This window comes from Spirochaetae bacterium HGW-Spirochaetae-1 (genome assembly GCA_002839375.1).
In the GTDB taxonomy this organism is placed as follows: domain Bacteria; phylum Spirochaetota; class UBA4802; order UBA4802; family UBA5550; genus PGXY01.
The window spans coordinates 18,245-41,544 of record PGXY01000013.1 but is presented as its reverse complement, the minus strand read 5'-3'; the positions used below and the strand labels follow the sequence as shown (position 1 = coordinate 41,544).

The window sequence follows — 23,300 nt, the reverse complement described above, 5'->3', positions numbered from 1 at the left end:
GGTATTAATATTTTTCATGTAATCCGCAATATGATACATGTGTTGTTGCGCTACTTCATGATAATAAATTCGACTCGTCTGTTCATGGCTTTCCCGTCCTCGGTATCATTACCGGCAATGGGTTTGCTTTCCCCATATCCTGAAACAAGAAGGCGTTTATCGCTGACTCCATGTTTTACCAGGTATTCCTGAATGGACCGCGACCGTTGAACGGAGAGTTCCTGGTTTTCATAAGCGGGGCCTACACTGTCCGTATGTCCCTCTATCATGATGTCCTCGCTCCTTTGTTTAAGAATCTCGGCAATCTTATCCAGTTCGGGATATGATTCCGGCAGGATGCTGGCACTAGCCGTTTCAAAATAAATCTTGTTGGTTATAAGCAGGACCTCATTGAGATGCAAAGAATTGAGTTTGGATTGAAAGTTTAATATTTCATCAGTCGTCATATCTTCGGGATTTCCTGGAAGTTCGGACAGTCCATTGCTCGCCTTTTTCTGATTCGACAGAAGAATGGATTGATTTTGAAATTGCGGATTGCTGATTTCAATTATGCCCGATATATTGAATACCGTTGTACTTGTTTCATTACCTTCTATTTTTTTTAGTCCTGTTTTTTTAACAGCGTTCTTATTTACTTTTTTTGTTTTTGTTGCAGTCACGGAATCAACCGGCTCATCTTCCCCTTCAGGCTCATTTATTTCAATTGCCAGTTCGGTGCCGCGGATAGAAGCCATAGTAGTGGGTGTCTGTATCCTTATCTGGTGCCTGTCGAATACACGCTTAAATTTACCGTATAATGAACCTTTTTCCATTTTAATAAGCAGATTTTTTACGCTCACCTGATCAATTTTCATCTGTGAGTTCTCATTGATTCTAATAGCCGTATCATTATGAAGCCGTATATCAGCCAGTGACAACTTGCCGGTTTTTATCTCACTTCCTTCTTCAAGCGTAGTGCCTACAATGCAGTTATGCCAGTCATTTTCCGCCATTGATTTATATTTCACCTTTCCGATTACATATGTAACCACAATATCCTGCTGAATCACAATGGGGGTTCTTATAATTATCTTCTCTGATTTCACAAAATACAGAGTAAGAGCCGCTCCGAGGAAGAACAGTATTGTAAATGCCAGTGTCAATATTTTCTTCATTTCATCTCCCTTAACTGATATATGATTGTTAATAAAATATAATACGGGATTGCAGTAAAAAAATATTATTTAAAAATTTACAGTTAAAGTGATATCATCTAAAAAAGAAAGGTGATAATATCAAGAAAAAAAATAAATAAATGCCGGTAGTATTACATATTGGCTGGAGAATAAAAGTGTTTCAGTTAAAAAACCGTAAAATCGAATTATTTCATCAAACCTTCAACTTTTACGATTATATCCTGCACAAACGCCTCAACATTCTCCACCTTCGAACGGGAAAGCCTGAAGCCGATGGCCCCTTCATGGCCTCCCCCATTTTCAATATTGAATATTTTTAATACATTACGAAGATCATAATCCTTGAATGATTTACTGCGCCGTATCCTGAACTGAATAAGATCCGATTTTTCATCATTTTCAAAATAACTGACAAACCCGAATTTTTTACTTTCTTCAGCCATTCTATCGGCAATACCCCTGGTTATGGAAACAATGGTATCATCATCAAACTCTTTGTAGAGATATTTCATATCATCCTGATCCATAATGATGTATCCGAAGTGAGATGTTAACTTTTTCTTTTTCATCATGTAATTCGCGCATTTTTCTTCCGATGTTGATAATTTCTGAATTTCAGTAAAGACTTCATTCATGTTGGCAAGATTGGTTTTTTTTATTGTCTCTCGTGATAATATAGAATTGTAAAGACGACTGAATATATCATAATACCTCAGTTCTCTTTTTGATTTCAGGAAGCTTCCCATTTTCGAATCACCAATAATTCCCGTGAGAACGGCAAGGACAAAATTTCTTGTCATGAGATTTTTAATCTGATACTGCTTCATGAGATCCTTGTTATTCCTCATTTTCAAAGCGAGATACCCCACCAGTTCGCTGGCAGAAGACGCTTCCAGGACAAAGGAATAATCAGGGTCTCCATTGTAATCACTGTCGGCACCGAGGTGATGGTCCAGTTCTATCTTGATGATTTCCGGATTGGAAATATATTCATCAATCATGCGATTGGTGTCAACCATTGAAGGTTTGGGTGTATCGCAGATGATAACAGCGTCGGGCGTCTGGGCCACAGTTTCATTTCTTTCAACGATAGTTATGGAATTATAGCGGCATATATTCATCAGGTAATTATAGTGATCATGGACGGGATAGCCATAATAGATATAAACATTTTTAGAGAATTTAGTCAGGATCAGCGCCATGGACACCGTTGAGGCAACACAGTCATCGTCGGGATTTTTATGTCCCAGAATCAGAAAGTTTTCCATCGTGCTGATAGCATTGATAATATTATTGACGATGGTATTTTTCTGAAAGATGGTTTCTATTGATTTTTTTGCCATAATGTTCTCATCCTTTTACAAGCATCCTTTCATGCACACACAGCCCTGTTCCTTCCGCTATTCTTGGCCTCGTAGAGAGCCCTGTCGGATTCCCTTATAAGAGTTTCAGCGTCGAGCCCGCTTTCAGGATACGTAGCAATTCCCAGACTTATAGTTACACTCGTACTTACTTTAGTGGAAATTTCAGCCAGATCCATGTTCCCAACCGCCGAGCACAGTCTGTCGGAAACACTCTTAGCCTGATCCATGGTTGTTTCCGGTAAAATGAGAACAAATTCATCTCCGCCATATCTGGCAAAAATGTCCTTCTGTTTCAGATTTTTCAGACAGATACTTGTCACTTCTTTCAGTATCTTGTCAACTTCATCATGGGAATAGACCTCGTTGATTTTTCTGAAAAAATCCATGTCAATCATCACCAGAGAAAATTGTGCCGATGTGGCCTTTGCCCTGGTTATTGCCAGGTGAAGTGCATCATCAAAGTACCGTCTATTATATGAGCCTGTCAGTTCATCGGTTATAGCCCGTTTTCGCGCCTCCTCTCCCCAGGTAACCATTTCGGAAAGGAACTGATTTTTTTCCTCGAGCCGCTCCGTGGTTATATTAAGCATGCGATACATCATTTTTATTGCAATGTCGGGGTATTTGTGTATTATATCATAAAAATCGTTTTTCCGTAGTTTCAGTAATTCAGATTTACAAAAGCTCGTACATGTTGCGGATCGGGGCGCTTGTTCGAATATGGCCATTTCTCCAAAAAATTCACCTTCGGTGAACTTTGCCAAAACACGCCGGTGTCCGTCGGGGAGCTGTACCGTTGAAACAATCTCCCCTGCAATGACAATATATAAATCCTCCCCGGCATCGCCCTCAAGGAAAATTACTGTTTCCTCATTTATCGAAACTTGCGTAAAGTATTCGAAAATTATTTCTGCTTCATAGTCCGTCAGTAAAGAGAAAAGATGGCTGCATTTCAGTATATTTTTATGAAGATCGGTCATGATATTTTTTTCCTATTCACCCAGAAACACCCCGGTCTGTATGCTGTTACCGCCGGCTTCCCAGGCGGTCATCATTCTAGCATGTGCCTGCTTTATCAAATCTTCTGCATTATTCGCCTCGCCGGGAAATATGGAAATACCGATACTGACCGTTACATGAAACTCGCCGGTCTGTAAGGCATTGCTTAAATCCATGGCGTACAGGGTCTGCTGCATGTCCCGTGAAAATATGATGGCACGGTCAAGACTGGTTCCCGTCAGAACAACCACGAATTCGTCTCCCCGGTATCTCACTGCAATATCCTCTTCCTTAAGCAGTGATTGAATAAAAATAGTAATGAGCCTCAGAACACGGTCACCCGCGTCATGACCGAAGGTATCGTTAACCTGTTTGAAATTATCCGGTTTTACCATAAGGAGACAAACCGGAATATCCATGTTATAAATGCCTTCGGGAAGGTCCTCATCAAGATAATTCTTGTTGAATATTCCCGTTAATTTGTCCGTATAGAGATTTCTTTTCAGTTCATGAAGCCATGGCGTTCTGTCGTTGATAAGCCTGTTAGTACGGCGTATTCTTCCCGCGATAATGGCTATAAGCTTATAAAGGATATTGGCGAAGACTTCACCATGCATTTCTGCAATATCCCAGAATTTAAAGGATGCAGCCGGGAATTGTAAAATACGAGAATCTAATACGGCAATTGCATTGGCATTTTGCCGGGAAGATCTGAACAGAGAAAGTTCACCGAAACATTCTCCCGACAAATATTTCGCCACATCCCTCTCATCGGCCCCTGATTCTGTTTTGGTTATGAGGATTTCTCCGTCCGCAATGAGATACAATGATCGGGCCGGATCATGTATCCTGAAAACAACCTCGTTACTTTGGAAATAAATGAACTCACTGTATCTGACAATTATTTCCAGCTCCTCCTCTCTGAGTTTTGAAAAGAGCTGTGATTGCAGAAGAAGAATTTTTTTTTCTGTAATAATATCCATCATTACGACTGTGCATTAACCATGGATGCGGGTTGACCAGTCGCCTCTAGTACACTGTTCCAGAATGGGGAATTTGGATCTATTTGCTTTCTACTGGATATGGCAAGTTCAATAGGTATATGGATAAAGACATTGTTCCACTGTCCGATCACCAGATCGGTTTTTCCTGCCATACCCGCATGTACGGCGTACTGTCCAAGAATTGCACAGAATATTGAATCATTGGGAACTGCCGGAGCGCTTCTTATTATGTAACTTGGATCAATATATTTGAGATTGATAGTAATCTTTTTCTCCTTGAAATACTCATTGATAGTGTGCTTTAAAAAAATACCGATGTCATCCAGCACAATATTCCCCGAAGCGTCATGGCCCCTGTTTTCCTGTTCCTTTTTAATCAGGTCCTGCCCTGCTCCCTCGGCAACGCAGATAACGGCATGCCCCCGATTTAACAATCGCTTCTCAAGACAGTTCAAAAACCCATGGTCGCCATACAGATCAAAAGGCACTTCCGGCACCAGAACATAATTAACATCATTCATGGCAAGTGTGGCGTTGGCAGCGATAAATCCCGACTGCCTGCCCATGAGTTTCACAAGACCAATCCCGTTAGGTGCTCCCTTTGCTTCGGCATGGGCTGCGTAAATCGAATCCGATGCCTTCGAGAAGGCAGTCTCAAAACCAAAAGAACGCTGAATGAAGCTTATATCGTTGTCAATCGTTTTAGGGATACCGACGACAGAAAGATCATAACCCCTTTTTTTTGCCACCTCGTTTATTTTATGGGCACCCCGAAGTGTCCCATCACCACCGATAGTATATAGAATGTTTATACTCATATTTTCCAGGGTATTCACCAGAATTTCCATATCGTCGGTTCCGCCCCTGGACGAACCAAGGATAGTGCCGCCGTCCATGTGTATGGATTCCACAAGTTCGGGAGTTAATTCTATGGGATGGTAGCCCATGGCTGGATTAAGCCCGTTATAACCATATCTAATGCCAATTATTGAACGAACACCATAGCGGTAGTAGGATTCCATTACAATGGAACGGATAACATCGTTCAGCCCGGGACAGAGTCCACCACAGGTTACAATGGCGCATTTCGTTGTTTTCGGATCGAAAAAAAGCTTTTCCCTGGGACCGGCCAGTTCAAAGCTTTTTTTCATGTCAGAGGGATCGTATCCCCTTTCATCGATAAAAATGTTATGCAGAAGGCGTTTTTCGTCTGAAACTATGTAGGAATCCTTAACAGCAAAATTGACAATATCCTTCGCCCTGTATTTGTTTTCGCCAAGCGATTTAATTATAAAATTCATATGCTCCTCATAACCTGTTGCTACTATAAATAAATATACTCTATGCCAGCATTGTGAAGCAGTCAAGAGAAAAGACATCTTTATTCATATAATTTATGGGCACCTCTAAAAATAAGGTTTTTCATTAACAATAAAATGAAAAAACCTTATTTTCCCAAAGTTTGTGCCTGCTGATCACGATGATCGAATGCAGAACCAGCTCACTCTGCTAAATAATGATTCATAGAGGTTCCCTTATCAAGGTTTTTATTATAGTTAATTACTTGAATAATCTTTACGGCTAATATATAATTCATCAACCAGGTGTGGTCTTTTCTCGGGATACAATAAAAAGATGATCATAAAACGCTTAAAAAAAAGAAGCATCACTTCAATTTTTCTTTTCTCCATGCTTTTTATCACTTTGATAATCATGGTTCCCATTAATTATCTCTGGGTCAGTTCTGAATACAAAAAATTTGATGTTGAAGCTGCTCTGATAAAAGAACGTTATCTGGAGAGTGAAAGAGTAAAATTAAAAAATAATGTGGATATGGCAGTCGAGAGTGTCTATTTCCTTAAACGAAAGCTCATGGAGACATCGGGTTCAGAACAAAAACATGATTACAACAAGAAGAAACTTCAGAGAGATGTCCTGGAGCGATTATCGATGATGACATTCGGCAAGCAGGGGTATATTTTTGCCGGTACATGGGATGGCATCAGCCTCCTGGGGCCTGCCCGGGGAAAAAACATGATCGATGTGACAGACACTAATGGGGTGAAGATCGTCAGGGAACTTATAGCCCTTTCCCAGACAGGGGGCGGATACCTTCACTATGTCATGCCTGAATTCGAGGGTACGGAGCCCAGGCCTAAAATCAGCTATGTGAAGGCTGTGGGCGAATGGGAATGGTACGTGGGACTGGGTATTTATGTTTATGAAATTGACAACTATATTGAGAAAAGTCGAAAAGAACTCCAATCTCATGTGATCCGGCTAATCTATAAGATTCTGTTCCTGTCGCTGGGGATATTGTGTATAGTCTTCATCATTGCCTTATTCATTTCAAAAAAGCTTGACGGAGAGTACAAGGTCTTTTCAAAATTTTTCAATCAATCGGCCGACAGCTATGGGACAATAGACATCGACCGTCTGTCATTGTCTGAATTCAGGGATCTGGCTGAATCAGCCAATCACATGATCGGAAAAAGGAAGGATGCAGAAAGTAAGCTGAAGGATACCAAAAATATACTTAACGGAATTATAGATTTTATGCCTTCAATCGTGATATGTTTAAATGAAGAGCTGAAAATAACACAATGGAACTCCTGCGCCCAGAACAAGACTGGAATCTCTCAAGAAGAAGCTCTTGGTAAAAAGCTGGAAGACATTGTACCCGCTTATAATCAGTATAGTGATGATATTCAAAAAGCAATTGCAACACAGGAAATCATTGTACGGGAAAAACTGGTAAACTACCGTGGGGACAACCGCTTTTATAACGATCTTATTATATACCCGGTACTGGACGAAGAAAGAAAAGGAGTCGTTATACGAATTGATGACACGACTGAACGAGTAAAAATGCAGGAATTGATGGTTCTTAACGATAAAATGCTTACCGTGGGAGGTCTTGCGGCAGGGATGGCTCACGAAATAAATAATCCCCTGGGCATCATAATACAGGGGATACAAAGTGTAATCAGAAGGATCTCTCCAGGAGAAAGTTACAACAATAGTATTTTCAAGGAATATGGCATTGAACCGACGGCTCTTCAGAGACTGTTTGAAGATAAAAAAATTCCATACTACCTCGACGGGATACTGGAAGCAGGAATCAGGGCCTCAAAGATAATACAGAATATGCTTGAATTCAGCAAAGGTTCTAAATCGGGCAGAATTGTCTGTGATATTAATGATATTATTGACAAATCAATTGACCTCGCCATTAATGATTATGATCTGAAAAAAAAATATGATTTCAGAAATATAAATATAGTAAAAAATTACGACACGCAGATACAAAAGCCCCTGTGTTCCTCCACTGAGATGGAGCAGGTTTTTCTGAATCTTCTGAAGAATGCTGCGCAAGCCATGGCAGAGAGGACCGGGATCAGCGTGGAGCCTGAAATACAAATAAACACATATCTGCGTGACGATAAAATAGTTATTGAAATATGCGACAATGGACCGGGAATTCCGGCCCACATACAGAAGCATATTTTCGAGCCTTTCTTTTCCACGAAAGACACGGGACAGGGAACAGGCCTCGGACTTTATATCTCATATTTTATCATCACCAATAATCATCAGGGTAGTATTTCGGTTACATCAAAAGAAGGAGAATGGACCTGCTTCTCGGTCTCCCTCCCTGCCGTAACAGGACAATAAAAGCAAAGGAGGCTTCACCTGTGTTTAAGTCAAAATTCTTCTGGTATAATCTCATGGCAGGAGCACTTTTACTCTGGCCGGCCGTTATTTTTTTAGGATACTTTTTTGGAAAACCACTCTGGGGCTGGGGAGTCTTTATTGCCCTGATAATCCTTCATGTGTCGGAAATAAAAAAAGGAATACAGGTCGGCTCGTCCAGGGGGATATCAAAAACAAAATCCGCCGTTAAAGCCTTCATTTTCGGTTTTACCTGGTGGATTCCACTCAGCAAAAATATAATAGACAACTAAAAAATACTGGTTCTCCAACAGTCAAACACCACAACAACCAAAGGTAGATGAAATTATGAAAAATATACTCCGCTATGGTCCCAACAATGCGCTGGTGAAGCTGCAGTTATGGCTTTCCTGGCCTACTATTATTTTGGGAAAAAGATTGAGCAATGTTCCCTATCTCCGGTCATTCATCAATCTCTTTTTTAAGGCGCCTCACAATGAACTGACATCAATTCCCATAAAAGAAGAAGTCAGTCCTCCGGACACAACTCCCGTGCCGAGAAAAGTGCTGGAAAAACTTATGTATGATATTAAGGAAAACATCTTTGTCCTTAATGAATGCATGTGCCACGGAGTAATGGACAGAAAAAGCCCCCGGATGAAAATCGGCTGCATCGCCTATGGTCCTGCCACGCGGCGGATACATCCTTCCCATGGCAGATTCGTTTCTCCAGAAGAGGCAGTCAGCCATATAGGCCGGGCCGCCGAGGCCGGTCTTGTGGCAAACCTGGCACATGTATGGATCGATGCCCTCGCTTTCCAGCTTCCCGATTTTAAGAGGCTTATGTTCATCTGTTTCTGCGATGATAACAAGTGTCTTTACCGCAAACATATGAAAGTACGCGGCCCGGAGTTGAACCGGACATATAAAAAACTCCCCGGTCTTTCTATTCGTGTCAATGCTGAAAAATGCAACGGTTGCGGGATCTGCATAGAAAAATGCTTTGTCAATGAAATGAGGATGATAAACGGCAAGGCCACTATTTCGGCCGATTGCAAGGCCTGCGGTATGTGCATCGAAACCTGCAAGCAGAATGCAATTGAGTTAATCGTGGAAGATGAAAAAACTCTTTACAGGCAGCTGCAAAACAGGGTTGAGGAAATGTCCAATGTGCCGTATAACTTTAAAAAGTAATGTGAGTTGCTGCATAATATTCCGGAATCATCGGTAACAGTTTTAAGATGCCCCGCTCCATTCTGCTGCGGGGCATCTTTATATGATAGATTAATCATACTATTGCTTTCAATTGTTCAGCATCATCATTTCAAAGTACTGGATATCCTTATCGGACATGATTCCTTTTTCTCTAAGAACATCGGGAGAAAAAAGGGCAAATATCCCCGTGGAACGGGCTGCAAGAACGCCTTTATCATTGTAAATAAAACCCTGCATGACAGCTTCCCTTTCACCGGTCCTTTCAAGCACCTTCCCTTCTACCCGTATATCTTCATTGATCATGATGGGCTGCAGAAAATCTACAGAGATGGATTTTGTCAGCACTATCTGTCTCAGCAGGTATATGGCACCCCAACTCATTATTTCATCCAGGATAGTTGATATCACTCCTCCATGGACAAGCGTGTTCCATCCACATAAATGCTCCGGCACGGAAAGCCTGGAATAAACTCTAGTATCATCGGTATAAAATTTCATCTGCAGCCCTGACTGGTTTGAGGGACTGCAGCCAAAACAGTTATGATCATCCCTGTTGGGAAGCAATTTCAATGTTTTACTGAAGTCGGGAGCGTTCATTTACTTCTCCGGAACATTATAATTAAAGTCACGGCTATATTTTCTCCCGTCATCGGACAGGCAAGTACTTTTTCTTATTTTTCCTGCCGGATTATTGCACATATACTATCGATAAATGGGAGCGAGACAGTGATTCATTTGAATAACCGATCCCCAAAAAGCATTTTTAAGAAGAGCCGATCCGTATTAAATCTTGACATTTGGTAGTTATTCAATTATACGTATAGAATGTGAAAACATAATTATGTTTCAGATAGAATATTCATGATAAAATACACGCAAAGAATCGCTATAAATATCATTTTTTTGTTTTTAGCAACAACTCCACTGGTTGCTGAAAATATATTCAGGCTCGGTGATGATTTAAAATCGACACGGCTCTCAACCTGGATGCAGTATTATGAAGACCCCCAAGGCAATCTCAATCTCAGTGACGTTCTAACCGAGCCCATCACCATGCAATTCCGGAATTTGAGCAATGAAACAAAAAGTTTTGGATACAGCCGTTCCACATTCTGGCTCAAGATGAAAGTGCATAATTTCACAAATCATGCAATCAGCTGGCTGCTAGAAGAGGAATATCCTCTCATCGATTTTATCGATATCTATATAATGGACTCTGGCGGAACCACTCATTATGCAGGTGGGGATAAGTATCCTTTTGCCAAACGGCAGGTTGAATCCCGTTCCTTTGTTTTTCCCGTTGAATCCCCGCCGGGCGATTCGGATATTTTCATAAGAGTGAATTCCACGGGATCGCTTGTCCTTAATCTATCAGCCTGGTCACCAACTGAATTTTATAAAAAAACGAATAACGAAATGATGTGGCTATGGATTTACTACGGTATAATGATCGCCCTGATATTCTACAATGTGGTAATTTTCTTTTCTTTCAAAGATTGGGCCTATCTCTATCTTGTTGGCTTCATCTTCGGTATTTCCATGTATTCCATGAATCAAAATGGTCTTGCATTCCAGCATTTATGGCCTGAATCCATCGCATGGGCCCATTATTCCAATCCCTTTTTTATATTTTTCAGCGGTGCTTTCGGCCTGCTTTTTACGAGAAGTTTTCTCAACCTGAAGAAAATTCTCCCCTTTGCGAATAAAATTTTTATAGTTTATCTGGTTTGTACTTTGCCATTGATCATCGCTGTGTTTTTCATGGACTATTTCCTCATCACCCAGGTTTCAGTCATATATGTTTTAATCATCATGACAATCTTTATTGCTACCGGATTTATAGCGGCTCTGAAAAGACGTCGCGAAGCATATTTCTACATGGGGTCATGGATTATTTTTCTCCTGGGTGCCCTTATTTATGCTGCCCGGGCATTCGGCCTGACTACCATCACTACTTTAACAAACTGGACGTATCAAATTGGGTCTTCGCTGCTGGTTCTCCTTCTCTCACTTGGTATCGCTGAGAAAATAAATATTTACAGGAGAGAACGGGAAAAAGCACAAAAGGATTTAAAAGAATCGGAGGAAAAGTACAGGATACTTATAGAAAATGCACATGACGGTATAATGCTTATTGTCGATGAAAAACCCATTTATGCCAATAACAAAATGATAGAAATGACCGGTAAAAATGAAAGGGATTTTTATACAACTAAACTTGACGATTTTTTTCCCGATACGCCAACGGGAAGAGAGATGGTGATGAAACAGTACAATAACCGCCATTCGGAAAAAGCTGCGTCATCACAATATGAGGCACAAATGTTTACAGCTGATAAAAAGATCATCGATGTAATCATTTCTGCTGCTCTGACTTCCATCAAAGGTCAGAAAGCGTCAATTGCCATCATCACGAATATTTCGGAATTGAAGCTGGCGGAAAACACAATACGCAGCCAATATGATGAAATTCAGAATCAGTGTGCTGCACTGGAAGAACTGAACACAGAATTATCGGAAACCCATGATGAACTTATCAATGCAACGGATAAAATAAATCAGGAAAAGGAACATCTTTCGGCAACGCTACGTTCTATCGGAGATGCGGTCATAAGCTGTGACAGGGACGGCATGGTTATCCTTCTTAATAAGGTCGCAGAAAGTCTTACCGGCTGGTCTCAGCAAGAAGCGGTATCCATGCATATAAGTGATGTAATTAATCTCAAGGACCAGAGGGCCAAGGAACTATTTTTCAGTAATATTGAATTTATAAGAGAAATCGGCAACCTTGATACGATCGGTATGCCCTTTGCCATGATATCCAGAGATGGTACAGAATGTATTGTGGAGATAAACTGCGCGCCTATTCTTCTGGAACATGATGTCATGGCGGGCATGGTTCTTGCCATCAGGGATATAACTGAAAAGAGCAAACTTGAAAAAGAAATAATGCGAATCAGCAAAATGGAGTCTCTCTCCATACTGGCAGGAGGAATAGCCCATGATTTCAACAATCTGTTGACGGGCATAATTGGTAATATCTCCATCGCAAAAACCATGAGTGCGGAATCGAGAGAATTACTGGAATTGCTAGATAAATCAGAACAGGCGGGGAAAAGAGCGGTCAATCTGACACGTCAGTTGTTGACATTTTCAAAGGGTGGAGAGCCCATCAAGCATACCGTCTCAATAGGCGATCTGATCCAGGACAGTGTTGATTTTATACTGGCAGGCTCCAGTATTTCCTGCACCATCACGATAGATAGTGACATCTGGCCCGTGGAAATCGACATCGACCAGATAAGCCAGGTTTTCAGTAATATGATAATCAATGCCATGCAGGCCATGACCGAGGGTGGTATCATTACTATTTCGGCAGGCAATATCCATTCCATTCCCGCGAATCTCCCGATTCCAGACGGTCAATATGTGAAGATTACTATTTCAGATAACGGCTGCGGAATACCATCGGAAAATATAGGAAAGATTTTTGATCCATATTTCACTACCAAAAAATCAGGAAGCGGGCTCGGACTTGCCAGCAGCTATTCCATTATTAAAAGACATGGCGGTTATATTGATGTTAAATCCCAGCCCGGTTCGGGAACCTCTTTCTCCATATACCTTACAAAATCCATCGGCAAGATACAACAACAGGCTGATTCAGACCAGGAGCCTGAGATGCATGAGGGAAGGATACTGATTATGGATGACGAGGATTATATTTTAGAGGTCGCTGACAAAATGTTCCGGCATCTTGGCTACTCAGTCGTAAAATCCAGGGATGGGTCCCAGGCAGTCCGCCTGTACAGGGAAAACCTGGAGAGAGGTGCACGGTTTGACCTGGTTATAATAGATCTAACGATTCCGGGAGGAATGGGGGGAGCCCAGACTATAAAAGAGCTGATAAGTATTGATCCCGATGTCAAGGCCGTAGTTTCCAGCGGTTATTCCGACGATAAGGTTATGGCCAACTACCGTAATTATGGATTCAAAGGCATTCTTGTCAAACCTTACCAGCTTCAGGATATTGATAGAATGCTTAAAAGCGTATCCTGATATTCCAATTCACAGTATTTTCATCAGATGATAGTATACCCATTCCGCGCTATATCTGTAAAATAATCTTTTATGCCAAGCCTGTCTTACCACTGTTGAAAATGTATGTTTCAAGATTAATACTTTCCCTTGCCGATTCCATATCACTATTTTCCCATGTCGATCACGCGCATCTTTTTCCACTTGCCGTTTTTAAACCGCAGGAGAAATACAAATCCCAGTAGAATGACATATGCCGAAGCAATTGTCCATCCGGCATACAAACCCATTTCAAATATGACAACGCATACGTAGGTGGGAATGACAAGAACGGTAAGTGATAGACTGGAAATCATATACATGACAAAGCGTGTATCCCCGGCTCCTTTAATTGCCGATGCGAATATGATATTGAGCGTATCAAAAACAGAATAGAAGGCTACGAATCGCAAAAGAATAACGGTCAATTCAAAAATTTTTCTGAATTTTTCAGGATCTGCCTTGGCAGCGAAGATACCAATGAATATTTCAGGGAAAAAAACAAAAAGAGCCGCAATAGCTGTCATATATATAAAGGTCAGGTGAAATCCTGAATAGGCGCTGTATTCAGCATTTTCAGGTTCATTTCTACCAAGATTCTGTCCCACAAGAATGGACACGGCAATTCCCAACCCTATCATGGGCATGAAGGCCAGGTTGTTTACGGTGAGCGCTATATTGGATGCGGCCAGACTGACTTTCCCGAGACGACCTATGATAAGAATGAAAAAAGTAAAACCAGCCACATCGAGGAAAAACTGGGCGCCGCTGGGCAGTCCATATTTCATCAGCCTCATAAACAACACCCTGTTGAATCGCCAGCCCCGCACCGAATCAAAAACCGACCGGTAATAGGGACCGAGAGTTATGGCAAAATAGATGAGAAAGTTCACACAGGCCGAAATTACCGTGGCAATACCTGCTCCCCTGATGCCCATGGCAGGGAAACCGTAGTTGCCGAAAATAAGAAGATAGTTAAATACAATATTTACTATTGTAGAAAAAATATTAACGAACATAACAATCCAGGTTTTTCCCAGACCGGAGAAAAGTCCTGCCAGGCAAGATGAGGCGACAACGGGAAATCCGCCGAAGCACAGTATCTGGAAGTAATCGGTTTCAAGTATCCTCACCGCTTCATCGTGACCGATGAGCGTGAATATCTGGGGCGCAAAAGGGATAAGCATAAAAAGAGTGAAAGCCGACATGAGAGAAACATACATTCCCTGCCATACGATGGGTCCCACCATCTTATGCTGATCTGATCCGAAATACTGGGCTACAAAAGTACTCACATAACTGGCCGTGCCCATAAAAAAACTTATTATGGTAAAATTCAGAATTCCCGCAGGCATGGACGCGGCAATTGCTGCTTCGGAATGCCAGGTGAGAAACATTCTGTCAATGACATGCTGAATGGACCATGACCCTGTGCTGATAATGAGCGGTATGGCCAGCACGAGCAGATGACGGTATCCGAAAGGCGCATTCCAGCGTATTAAGAAACGCTTTGATAATGTGGAAATAATTGGTATCATAATTGTTGTTCAGACCTGGAGATCTTTATTTTTGCGGCATGATGGCAGTCAATCAACGGTATCAAGGATGCCTTCATCAGTCATTCTGATAAGACATGCTGGTCCCGGAACATTCCGTTTGTTTAAAGTTCTGATGCGGAAGCCTTCACGGAGCTTTTTTTTTCCAATTTCAATAAATCCGGGAAGTATTGTCCACTTATTATTTTCTGTCTCCACCTGAAATTGACTGAATGACGGCGTATAAAAATTATATTCAGAAGAAACGAAGCGTATATGGTATGTTTCATTTTTGGGATTATATTCAGCTATTTTTCCCCGGCATATATTGAGATCATGTAAAAGCCGATCGGCAGACAATGGTGTTTTATCAGCAAAGGGCCAATTCCTGTCTTTTCCATTGATATTATCTTTTATAATATACATGGAGTCCCATATATCCATTCCAGAGCCGTCTCCATGAGTGAAAAAATTATTCCTTCCCACATAGGCAATCTCATAGGTATAGCTGATCCATTCCTTTGTGACAGGCATTCTGCGCCAGAGTACGGAATCGTTCCGGGTTATGGGAAGTTTATGAAAATCATACCTCTTCTGAGTTCGGCCCGCACCATAAACGTATATCATGGATTTACCGCGGTCCCTGATCCAGTCATCACGCATTTCCAGCACGGATAGAGGTACCTGCTCTTTTGTTCCTTCAAGATGTATATTCCATGTAGGGTCTATATAAACCCATTTTTTATAAACATTGGACCATACATCAACGGCTGCATGCATTTCCCCCGAAGGCTTACGAAGAAAAATATACCGGGACGTCCAGCCCATACTGAGGGCGCACTGCATGTAGAGCGCTGCATAGGACGAACAGAGGAAAGCTGTTCCTTCTGACGATTTTCTGAGAATCTCCAGGGAATTTCTTAACTGCGGATATGGAGAATTGAAGCTATATCGGAGATGATGATATACCCAGGATTTGAGCATGACCATCCGGTTAAATTCATTATTTTCCTTCAGACAATACTCATCAAAATCATATTGTTCCCTGAGTCGGTTTAGATCCGGATGATCCCAGGCTTCGTGGACGAACAGATACGGCTGTCTTTGAATTTCAGGTTCTGCGGCCCATGCCATTATTCCAACAGCAAACATGGCCATAGCTGCTGCAATGATGCAGCCCGTGAATATTGTCAGCCTGTTCATGTCATGGTGCTCTATAGCCTGCCGTATGTTCCCTGCGAAGGGCCAGGAGCAGGTGGTATGTCATATCGCCATATCCATATCCGTATCCATATACGAAGGGAAGAGGCTCCCCCGACGTGTTGGCCAGGTCCTTTTGTAATTCAACCTGATATCTTTCTTTAAAAACGGGCAGTGGTCGATGATATTTCCCAAAAAGGCGGATTTCCCAATCCTTGTTATTCTTTAAATAGGTATAGGGGATTCCGCTGTCATCCTGGAGAATAGAACTGCTGAGAGAGAGGACTATATCCCGTATAGTTGAAAAATTACTGTTATGCATGAGATATGATGCCGATTTGATGATAGTTGAAAAGGGACTTTGGCCACGAAGCCATTCGCTGAAACGTCCAAGCTGGGGGGAACCGTCAGCTATGTTGATCTGGAAATAGCGGACTCTCCTCGGCTGAGAGGTATCATTTCTGGAAAAAATTATTTCTACCCCGTTCAAGCGTCCTTTAGCAGGCTTACCGGCCCCCCGGAGGAGTCTTCCTCTTTCGTCAACATGTACCAGGTTTATATCCATAACCTGGTACCCTCCCCTGGCGAGAAAAAAGACCATGATTGCCGTAATGCCTGAAAGCGGTGTTTTGCCCACACTTTTTTCCATCTCAGTAGTGATAAAGAATGCGTGATCCAGCATAAAATTGATGGCCGGCAAAAGTTCATTGAGGCCGGGCAGTATTTTTTGACGCGGCATAGATGTCAGGTCCGGTATCCCGCCCGTTGGTTCAAGTCCGAACATGATGATGTCCCGGGCTTCGGGATAAAAGGCTAGAGGATTCAATATGTCGGGGCCGCTGAAGGGATAAAAAATTGTTTTAGCGTATCGGGATGGAAGATTGCTACTGGTCCATCCTTCTATCCTGCATAAATTGGGTTTGAAAAAGTTTTCCCAGCTCCGCTCTACGGATTTTTTATACGCCTCATACTGACGGGTTTTGGTCAGGTCATGACAGGATACATCCTTCCCGGAAGGTAGCGCTCCGAGGAATATGGCCGTGTCCCTGAATCCATTTTTAGTTTTCGGTATGCGGATGTCATGGTATCGTGAGTCCGTATTGTTTGAACCATTTTCGGGCCTGCACCCGGGGAAAAAAGCAATCAGTCCCGCAACGATGAAAATAGAATAAATAGTTTTCAGCTTCAATTTTTTTCTCCCCTATGAATTAATCTTGTAAAGAATCGCAGGAGGAACATAATGTCAAGTAAAAAGAAATATCATATCCGGGGAAGACCTATCCATGATTATCGTCGACAAATTGAATAAGATTGCTGCATGCACAGCGGCTTTGTTAATGTTTACAGCAATTTCATTCTTAGAATGCCGTGCCGCTGACCAGGGACCACTATTACTCCTTGTCCATGTCACCAGCCGGCTTAATGATATAAGCCTCAACCAGGCTCATTACATATTGAACAATGGCCGGCTCCCCGGTAAAATGGTAACCCCCTTTCATGTTTTTGTCGATGCAAAAATTGAAACAATAATAAAAAGACGGTTTCCTTCGCTGAATTTCAAAACATGTATTGCCTCTAATACGCCGCCCCATTCTGACCAAAACGCTCTTCTCATCACCGATATGGGAGGTATAAAATCTTCGATGAAGGTGCTGTCCATAAACAATAACTATCCCTGGGGCGTTACGAACGCCGATTACACTATTTCAGATTCTGATGCCTACCCATTGATGGTAAAAGGTATATCGTTCTTTGATAAATCACTTCATGTAACTATTGTTCAGACTGGTGTTACAGCCATGACGCGGGCCTTTATGCGTACCGTTAATAAACATGGGGATATTTACCGTCCCATTCGCGCTGTTGAGGCAATAACCTCCGCTGCGGATCTGGCCATGACCTCCAATGAAGTCTCCTTTGTGCCGGGGTGCTCGTGGCCACTGAAAGACAGAATGCTTTTCTGTTCACCCCCGCCTTATTTTGATATTCTGAAAAAATCAGGTTTTGATATAATTGAACTCACGGGAAATCATAATAATGATTTTGGATGGAATTATAACACTGCCAGCATGGTCATGCTGAAAGAAGCGGGGATGATCTATTTCGGAGGCGGTGAGAATCTCTCCGAGGCCATGAAGGTGCGATATATTACGATCAAGGGAAAGATATTTTCTTTTGTTGGTTTTAACCAGTGGGGCCCTCCCGATGCATGGGCGACGGAGAGCCGTGCCGGGGCGCTAAAACTTACCAGAGAACGCTTCATAGATCTTATCAGCGAGGCGCGCAAAAATTCCCATGTGGTATTTGTCACCGTTCAGTGGGGAAATGAAGACAACCCCGTGCCCCATGAAATCCAGGTAGAATATTTTCACCTGGCCGCTGAGATGGGCGCTGATATTCTTGTATCCTCTTCATCACACCGTCCCATGGGACTTGAATTTTACCGGGGAAAATTCATTTCATACGGGCTGGGGAATTTTTTATTCGACCAGATGCAGACCATACATCATCGACAGGGACTCATTGCCCGGCATCATTTTTATGATGGAAGACATATACAGACGGAGTTGATTCCCTATATTATACATAATTATTCCGAACCGGTCCCCGTCCATGACAGAGAAGCTAAAGAATTGCTCGATGATGTATACAGGTACAGCCGAGGCCCTGTATTTAAAAAATAGTGGCCGCAATCAATATGCCCCTGTTTTCTTTTTCAAATTCATCTGCGAATTGCTGATAAGTTCGTCAATAGTCACATGAAATTCAACGAGATAATTTTTAGCGGATTTTTTTATATTTGCATTGAGACGCTTAAAACGGTTTACCGCTTCATTCTTGACAAACATTGTCTTTCTCTGCAGGGAAGCTGCTACTGTTTTTTCCCGTTCCCGCGTGGGCCTTGTGAGAGCATCATTCAGCATGGTCACATTGCTGTTCAGAAAAGTGCGGAAACCTTCCAGTTCTATAAGATCCTGGGTTATAGCAATAAGATGTACTCCCATTATGGAAAGTCTTACCGCATCGGGGAATAGCTTCCTGTTATTTAACAGAGTCCATAGTATAAATTTCAGGTGTTTCCTGCCGCCGGCAGAGAGCATGTTCTTCACGGTAAATTTCCAAAGAATGAGGATATCATCAAGCCCAACGCTCCTGCCATGGAAATCGTTGACGGGAAGCCGTTTGAGGAGATTTTTACAGCGGATATAATAATTTTCGGTATTATATAGTCGCGTTATCAGTTCCTTGTATCCCTCTCTCAGCCTGGTTTCATCCATTCGCGATGTGAAATTCAGATCCAGATCGTGAGTATTATTCCCATTGGTTTCACCTGTCAGTCTGCCTTCTTTTTTAAGCCTTTCATAAAGCTGTGTTCCGGGAAATGCCTGAAGCAAGCCTACCATGGCGACCGGTATTCCCGCGGCCTGAATAAAATTGAACTGTCTCTCGAATATATCATCGGGATCACTGTCGAATCCGACAATGAATCCTCCCGTAACCTCGAGTCCTTTCTGCTGCATTTTTCTGACGCCCTCGGACAGGTCCGTTCTCATATTCTGCGTCTTGTGAGCCTCGGCAAGCGATTCGATGGAGGGAGACTCAATTCCAGCAAATACCATGTTAAATCCCGCATCAACCATGAGTGTTATGAGTTCATCGTCATCGGCGAGATTCATGCTGGCTTCCGTGAAAAGGCCGAAAGGGAATTTCCTGTCTCTCTGCCATGGGATTATTTGCTTCAGCAGCTCGCGGCAGTTCGCTTTATTCCCTATGAAATTATCATCAACGATAAAGAGTGATCCCCGGAAACCTGTTTCGTATAACGAGTTCATCTCGTTGATGAATTGATCTGGTGTTTTTGTCCTTGGTTTTCTGCCGAACATCTCTATTATGTCGCAGAATTCACAACTGAAGGGACATCCCCTTGAAAACTGCAGCATCATGGAATAATAATTTCTATGATCGACGAGGTCAAACCGCGGCGAAGGAGTCGTCGTTATATCAGGATATTCATCGCTCCGATATTCCCTTTCAGCACATCCATTTTCAAAATCTTCCATAAATTTCAGGAGGGTGGTTTCACATTCGTTTATTATAATGTGATCCACTCCATATAAGGTTTTATAGGCTGACGAGGGATATGGCCCGCCTGCTACTATGGTTTTATTGTATTTTTTTACGCGGTGAATAACATTTTCAAAGGACTCTTTCTGGACGATCATGGCAGAAATAAAAATCATGTCAGCTTCCCTGATATCCTTTTCAGACAATGGCTGAACGTTCATGTCTACAAGCTTAATCGCATACTCACTGGGAAGCATGGCTGCAATGGTCATGAGGCCCAGAGGCGGGTAAGAAGTCTTTGCCCTGGTGTATTTCAAAGCGTGCGTAAAAGACCAGTAGGTTATCGGTATTTCCGGATAAATCATTAATATACTTCGGGACATGACTGACCTCTCCACAAAAATGTTGATTAATTAGTAGGCTGTAATGAAAATTGCATAGATAAGATGCTGGCGAATAATGTCTGTTTGATTATACAGACAGGGAAACGGGGATACGGGTTGCAAAATAAATCTTGATACGGGGAGTATAAATTCTAATGAAGCGTCCCGGCATCGGAAATGTTGTCAATAACATCTATGTCGGCGATTTCGTTACCGTGTTTCTTCTTCAGGTTGTCAACGGTGAGATTCTCCAGATCCCGGGCTGCGATAATCATTTCGTCAATAGCCGGTTTGTGGTCAAAAATAAAGACGATATGCGAACAGATCGAAGGCGCAATCATCATGCCAAATTCGAGAAAGAAAAGAGTTTTATCATTTTTTGTGCAGTAGCCCATGGTGATGGTGTCATTCTCTTTGTTAAAAATCCCGGGTTCAAGTGAATATAGTTTCTCGGTTTCGCTCTGACTCATAATACAATAGCTGATCATCGCTTTGTCCAGAGTCCCGGAAAAATTTTCAACGCCGGTGAAAGTAAAATCTATGTATGGTTTTTTTGCTGTCATATTTAATCGATCTCCAGATTATTTATGGGCACCTCTAAAAAAAGGTTTTTCCGATGTTTGTGTCCACAAGGTAACATCCAAAATTTAATTTATAGAGGTTCACTTATAATATGTTTTCTGTTCTTTCACCGTTGAATTGGGAAATCGGCCGTAGTGATGTCCCGGCCAGATGATAGTTTTATCGGGAAACGAAAGTATCTTCTTTGTTATGGATATCATTATCTTTTTGTACGAGCCATCGCCAAGGTCGGTTCGGCCCATTCCTTCAGTAAAAAGAGTATCTCCCGTAAAAATGTTTCCCGGGCTGTAAAGACATATGCTTCCATCGGAATGACCCGGCGTATGAACGACGGTCAGGCTGCTGTCGCCAAATGAGATTTCATCGCCATCCTTCAGTATGCCGTATGGTTGCGGCGACCCCTTCCCTCCCACAAATCTTGACAGGAGCTTGTTGGAAATACGTCCAAGCTTACCTGCGTCCATTTCATGGATGAGCAGCCCGGCGCCGGTTTGTTTCATCACATGGTCATTGCCCGAAGTATGATCGAAATGTCCATGGGTATTAATTACCCATTTCACTGTTGCATTGTGCTTTTTTACCAAAGAAAAAATCTTTTCAAAATCACCGGCGGGATCTATGAGAATGGCTTCTTTAGTTTTTTCATCCACCAGTAGATAGCAGAAAACAGCCATGGATGTTACCAGGATCTGTTCAATTATCATACATACCTCACGGAAAGACACAGTGAAACAATTTCTTCATTTGTAAAGAAAATTTAAGTGAAAATCGGTTTAACTATGCATATTTATACCACAGGCCCCGTAATTATTGCAAAAAAAGGTAAAAAATATTATTATTCCGCCCAGCTGGGCTTTATTGTGCTTGATTTTTTATCGACTATAATAGATATTGTTCATATATTAAACATGTATTCCTGATATACGCAATACATGTGATTCTGAAAAGAACAACATGAAAATCACAATTTATGAACATCCCGGCAGTAATACCGCTACAATGACCGTCAGCGGCAACGTTGAATTTCATAATGTCAATAAATTCAGGGCAGCTTTCTATCCAATTATCGAAAAAAAAGTCACGGATCTCACCATAGACTTTGGTGAAATTCTTTATATAGATTCATCGGCACTGGGTGTACTGGCCATCATGTATAAAAAAATGAAGGAATACGATGGAACCATACAATTGATCAATGTGGCTGATGATGTTCTTGCCCTTTTCAGAATATCCACCCTGGATAAACTGATATCCATTCATTAAAAATGCTTCTCCCTTATCCACCAGAATGCTTCACCCCATAGCATTTTCCAGTGAATTTTGTTGTTGAATTAATACACTGCGCCGATATAATCAAAAATCTATCCAGATGAAACTCTGACCTTTAAAATGAACGGGAGTAGCGCATGGCCTTCTACATAAAGGATTCAATCTTAAAATTTATCGGATACACTCTTATCATCTTCGGCATATTTATGCTTGCTGCCGGTATCGGTATGATGTTTGATCCGGACCCCACTGACCGCATGAATGGTCCGTCAATCGCTGTCATATCCATGGCATTTGCCGCACCGGGAATATTGCTTGTATATCTTGGAATCAGGGCCGGCAAAGATGAAATTCTCCTCAAATCCGTGGCCGCCCTGGCAAGGACTCACAGGAGAATTACCACGGCAGACCTTGCAGAGAAATTGAGGATACCCATCCACACCTGTGAAAAACTCATTGCCCGGGCCATAACAGACAGACTCCTCAAGGGGAACTTCGACCGAACAACAGGCGAATTTTATACCGATGAAGCCGCTGCTCAGACCGTAGAAATGCGTTACTGTCCGTCATGCGGGGCGCCCCTCGGGAGGGTATACCTGCAGGGTGAAACCGTACGATGTGAAAATTGCGGAACAGTATTTTAGCCTGGCCAAACAGGCGGCTTCCCTCCAATAATTCATATATATATAATATTTTGATGCACAAATTACTGATATCATAAATATTCCAAATAATAATTGACAATATCATGAATATTCGT

At 42.0% G+C, this 23,300-nt stretch carries 19 protein-coding genes; 7 read left to right on the top strand and 12 right to left on the bottom strand.

Going from position 1 to position 23,300, the window contains the following annotated elements; genetic code table 11:
* Positions 1-50: 50 nt before the first annotated feature.
* The 5 genes from CVV44_23195 to CVV44_23175 all read right to left on the bottom strand — a co-directional run bounded on the left by CVV44_23195 (position 51) and on the right by CVV44_23175 (position 5,843).
* Entirely contained in the window at positions 51-1,154 is a 1,104-nt protein-coding gene (locus tag CVV44_23195; GenBank protein PKL35131.1) for a hypothetical protein, read from the bottom strand.
* Between the two features lie 206 nt (positions 1,155-1,360).
* Positions 1,361-2,518: a hypothetical protein gene (locus CVV44_23190; GenBank protein PKL35130.1), complete on the bottom strand. Its 1,158-nt coding sequence runs from the start codon at positions 2,516-2,518 to the stop codon at positions 1,361-1,363.
* Positions 2,519-2,547: 29 nt separating this feature from the next.
* A complete protein-coding gene (locus CVV44_23185; GenBank protein PKL35129.1) occupies positions 2,548-3,519 on the bottom strand; it encodes a hypothetical protein in 972 nt (323 codons plus the stop codon).
* Between the two features lie 12 nt (positions 3,520-3,531).
* Positions 3,532-4,524 (bottom strand): hypothetical protein, encoded by a 993-nt coding sequence (locus CVV44_23180; GenBank protein ID PKL35128.1) that lies wholly within the window; start codon positions 4,522-4,524, stop codon positions 3,532-3,534.
* Positions 4,524-5,843 carry a diphosphate--fructose-6-phosphate 1-phosphotransferase gene (locus CVV44_23175; protein PKL35127.1) on the bottom strand — a complete coding sequence of 440 codons (1,320 nt, stop codon included), beginning with the start codon at positions 5,841-5,843 and terminating at the stop codon, positions 4,524-4,526. Before CVV44_23175 ends, CVV44_23180 begins: the two co-directional genes overlap by 1 nt.
* A gap of 334 nt (positions 5,844-6,177) precedes the next feature.
* Between CVV44_23175 and CVV44_23170 the strand changes: the two genes are divergently transcribed.
* Genes CVV44_23170 through CVV44_23160 form a run of 3 tightly spaced genes read left to right on the top strand, consistent with a single transcriptional unit; the run spans position 6,178 to position 9,408 of the window.
* The gene (locus CVV44_23170) at positions 6,178-8,217 is read left to right on the top strand and encodes a hypothetical protein (protein PKL35126.1); all 2,040 of its coding nucleotides are present in this window, start codon (positions 6,178-6,180) and stop codon (positions 8,215-8,217) included.
* Between the two features lie 20 nt (positions 8,218-8,237).
* A complete protein-coding gene (locus CVV44_23165; protein ID PKL35125.1) occupies positions 8,238-8,507 on the top strand; it encodes a hypothetical protein in 270 nt (89 codons plus the stop codon).
* Positions 8,508-8,562: 55 nt separating this feature from the next.
* The gene (locus CVV44_23160) at positions 8,563-9,408 is read left to right on the top strand and encodes a hypothetical protein (protein PKL35124.1); all 846 of its coding nucleotides are present in this window, start codon (positions 8,563-8,565) and stop codon (positions 9,406-9,408) included.
* Between the two features lie 108 nt (positions 9,409-9,516).
* On the opposite strand, the gene CVV44_23155 is transcribed toward CVV44_23160, so the two are convergent.
* Positions 9,517-10,026: a hypothetical protein gene (locus CVV44_23155; protein ID PKL35123.1), complete on the bottom strand. Its 510-nt coding sequence runs from the start codon at positions 10,024-10,026 to the stop codon at positions 9,517-9,519.
* 264 nt (positions 10,027-10,290) lie between these two features.
* On the opposite strand from CVV44_23155, the gene CVV44_23150 reads away from it, so the two are divergent.
* Positions 10,291-13,488 carry a hypothetical protein gene (locus tag CVV44_23150; protein PKL35122.1) on the top strand — a complete coding sequence of 1,066 codons (3,198 nt, stop codon included), beginning with the start codon at positions 10,291-10,293 and terminating at the stop codon, positions 13,486-13,488.
* Positions 13,489-13,634: 146 nt separating this feature from the next.
* Here the strand turns inward: CVV44_23150 and CVV44_23145 are convergent, their stop codons facing one another.
* The 3 genes from CVV44_23145 to CVV44_23135 are packed head-to-tail and all read right to left on the bottom strand — an operon-like array spanning position 13,635 to position 17,430.
* Positions 13,635-15,044: an MATE family efflux transporter gene (locus CVV44_23145; GenBank protein PKL35121.1), complete on the bottom strand. Its 1,410-nt coding sequence runs from the start codon at positions 15,042-15,044 to the stop codon at positions 13,635-13,637.
* Positions 15,045-15,092: 48 nt separating this feature from the next.
* Positions 15,093-16,244, bottom strand: a complete 1,152-nt coding sequence (locus tag CVV44_23140) for a hypothetical protein (protein ID PKL35120.1) — start codon at positions 16,242-16,244, stop codon at positions 15,093-15,095.
* A gap of 1 nt (position 16,245) precedes the next feature.
* Positions 16,246-17,430: a hypothetical protein gene (locus CVV44_23135; protein ID PKL35119.1), complete on the bottom strand. Its 1,185-nt coding sequence runs from the start codon at positions 17,428-17,430 to the stop codon at positions 16,246-16,248.
* A 94-nt stretch (positions 17,431-17,524) separates the two neighbouring features.
* Here CVV44_23135 and CVV44_23130 point away from each other — a divergent pair, with 94 nt between their 5' ends.
* Complete coding sequence (locus CVV44_23130; protein ID PKL35118.1) at positions 17,525-18,925, top strand: hypothetical protein; 1,401 nt, start codon at positions 17,525-17,527, stop codon at positions 18,923-18,925.
* A gap of 9 nt (positions 18,926-18,934) precedes the next feature.
* Here CVV44_23130 and CVV44_23125 read toward each other — a convergent pair whose 3' ends face one another.
* The 3 genes from CVV44_23125 to CVV44_23115 all read right to left on the bottom strand — a co-directional run bounded on the left by CVV44_23125 (position 18,935) and on the right by CVV44_23115 (position 21,975).
* Entirely contained in the window at positions 18,935-20,689 is a 1,755-nt protein-coding gene (locus CVV44_23125; protein PKL35117.1) for a B12-binding domain-containing radical SAM protein, read from the bottom strand.
* Positions 20,690-20,841: 152 nt separating this feature from the next.
* Positions 20,842-21,252 (bottom strand): hypothetical protein, encoded by a 411-nt coding sequence (locus tag CVV44_23120; protein ID PKL35116.1) that lies wholly within the window; start codon positions 21,250-21,252, stop codon positions 20,842-20,844.
* Between the two features lie 99 nt (positions 21,253-21,351).
* Positions 21,352-21,975, bottom strand: a complete 624-nt coding sequence (locus tag CVV44_23115) for a hypothetical protein (GenBank protein PKL35115.1) — start codon at positions 21,973-21,975, stop codon at positions 21,352-21,354.
* Between the two features lie 250 nt (positions 21,976-22,225).
* Here CVV44_23115 and CVV44_23110 point away from each other — a divergent pair, with 250 nt between their 5' ends.
* On the top strand, positions 22,226-22,534 hold the full coding sequence (locus CVV44_23110) for a hypothetical protein (protein ID PKL35114.1): 309 nt from the start codon (positions 22,226-22,228) through the stop codon (positions 22,532-22,534).
* A gap of 143 nt (positions 22,535-22,677) precedes the next feature.
* The gene (locus CVV44_23105) at positions 22,678-23,184 is read left to right on the top strand and encodes a hypothetical protein (protein PKL35113.1); all 507 of its coding nucleotides are present in this window, start codon (positions 22,678-22,680) and stop codon (positions 23,182-23,184) included.
* Positions 23,185-23,300 lie beyond the last annotated feature (116 nt).

Excerpts from the sequence above, each read along its gene's own strand:
- CVV44_23155 (PKL35123.1), bottom strand. The coding sequence starts at position 10,026 with ATGAACGCTCCCGACTTCAGTAAAACATTGAAATTGCTTCCCAACAGG.
- CVV44_23180 (PKL35128.1), bottom strand. The coding sequence starts at position 4,524 with ATGATGGATATTATTACAGAAAAAAAAATTCTTCTTCTGCAATCACAG.
- CVV44_23160 (PKL35124.1), top strand. The coding sequence starts at position 8,563 with ATGAAAAATATACTCCGCTATGGTCCCAACAATGCGCTGGTGAAGCTG.
- CVV44_23150 (PKL35122.1), top strand. The coding sequence starts at position 10,291 with ATGATAAAATACACGCAAAGAATCGCTATAAATATCATTTTTTTGTTT.
- CVV44_23195 (PKL35131.1), bottom strand. The coding sequence starts at position 1,154 with ATGAAGAAAATATTGACACTGGCATTTACAATACTGTTCTTCCTCGGA.
- CVV44_23130 (PKL35118.1), top strand. The coding sequence starts at position 17,525 with ATGATTATCGTCGACAAATTGAATAAGATTGCTGCATGCACAGCGGCT.
- CVV44_23145 (PKL35121.1), bottom strand. The coding sequence starts at position 15,044 with ATGATACCAATTATTTCCACATTATCAAAGCGTTTCTTAATACGCTGG.
- CVV44_23125 (PKL35117.1), bottom strand. The coding sequence starts at position 20,689 with ATGTCCCGAAGTATATTAATGATTTATCCGGAAATACCGATAACCTAC.
- CVV44_23105 (PKL35113.1), top strand. The coding sequence starts at position 22,678 with ATGGCCTTCTACATAAAGGATTCAATCTTAAAATTTATCGGATACACT.
- CVV44_23175 (PKL35127.1), bottom strand. The coding sequence starts at position 5,843 with ATGAATTTTATAATTAAATCGCTTGGCGAAAACAAATACAGGGCGAAG.
- CVV44_23170 (PKL35126.1), top strand. The coding sequence starts at position 6,178 with ATGATCATAAAACGCTTAAAAAAAAGAAGCATCACTTCAATTTTTCTT.
- CVV44_23120 (PKL35116.1), bottom strand. The coding sequence starts at position 21,252 with ATGACAGCAAAAAAACCATACATAGATTTTACTTTCACCGGCGTTGAA.
- CVV44_23190 (PKL35130.1), bottom strand. The coding sequence starts at position 2,518 with ATGGCAAAAAAATCAATAGAAACCATCTTTCAGAAAAATACCATCGTC.
- CVV44_23110 (PKL35114.1), top strand. The coding sequence starts at position 22,226 with ATGAAAATCACAATTTATGAACATCCCGGCAGTAATACCGCTACAATG.
- CVV44_23185 (PKL35129.1), bottom strand. The coding sequence starts at position 3,519 with ATGACCGATCTTCATAAAAATATACTGAAATGCAGCCATCTTTTCTCT.
- CVV44_23115 (PKL35115.1), bottom strand. The coding sequence starts at position 21,975 with ATGATAATTGAACAGATCCTGGTAACATCCATGGCTGTTTTCTGCTAT.
- CVV44_23140 (PKL35120.1), bottom strand. The coding sequence starts at position 16,244 with ATGAACAGGCTGACAATATTCACGGGCTGCATCATTGCAGCAGCTATG.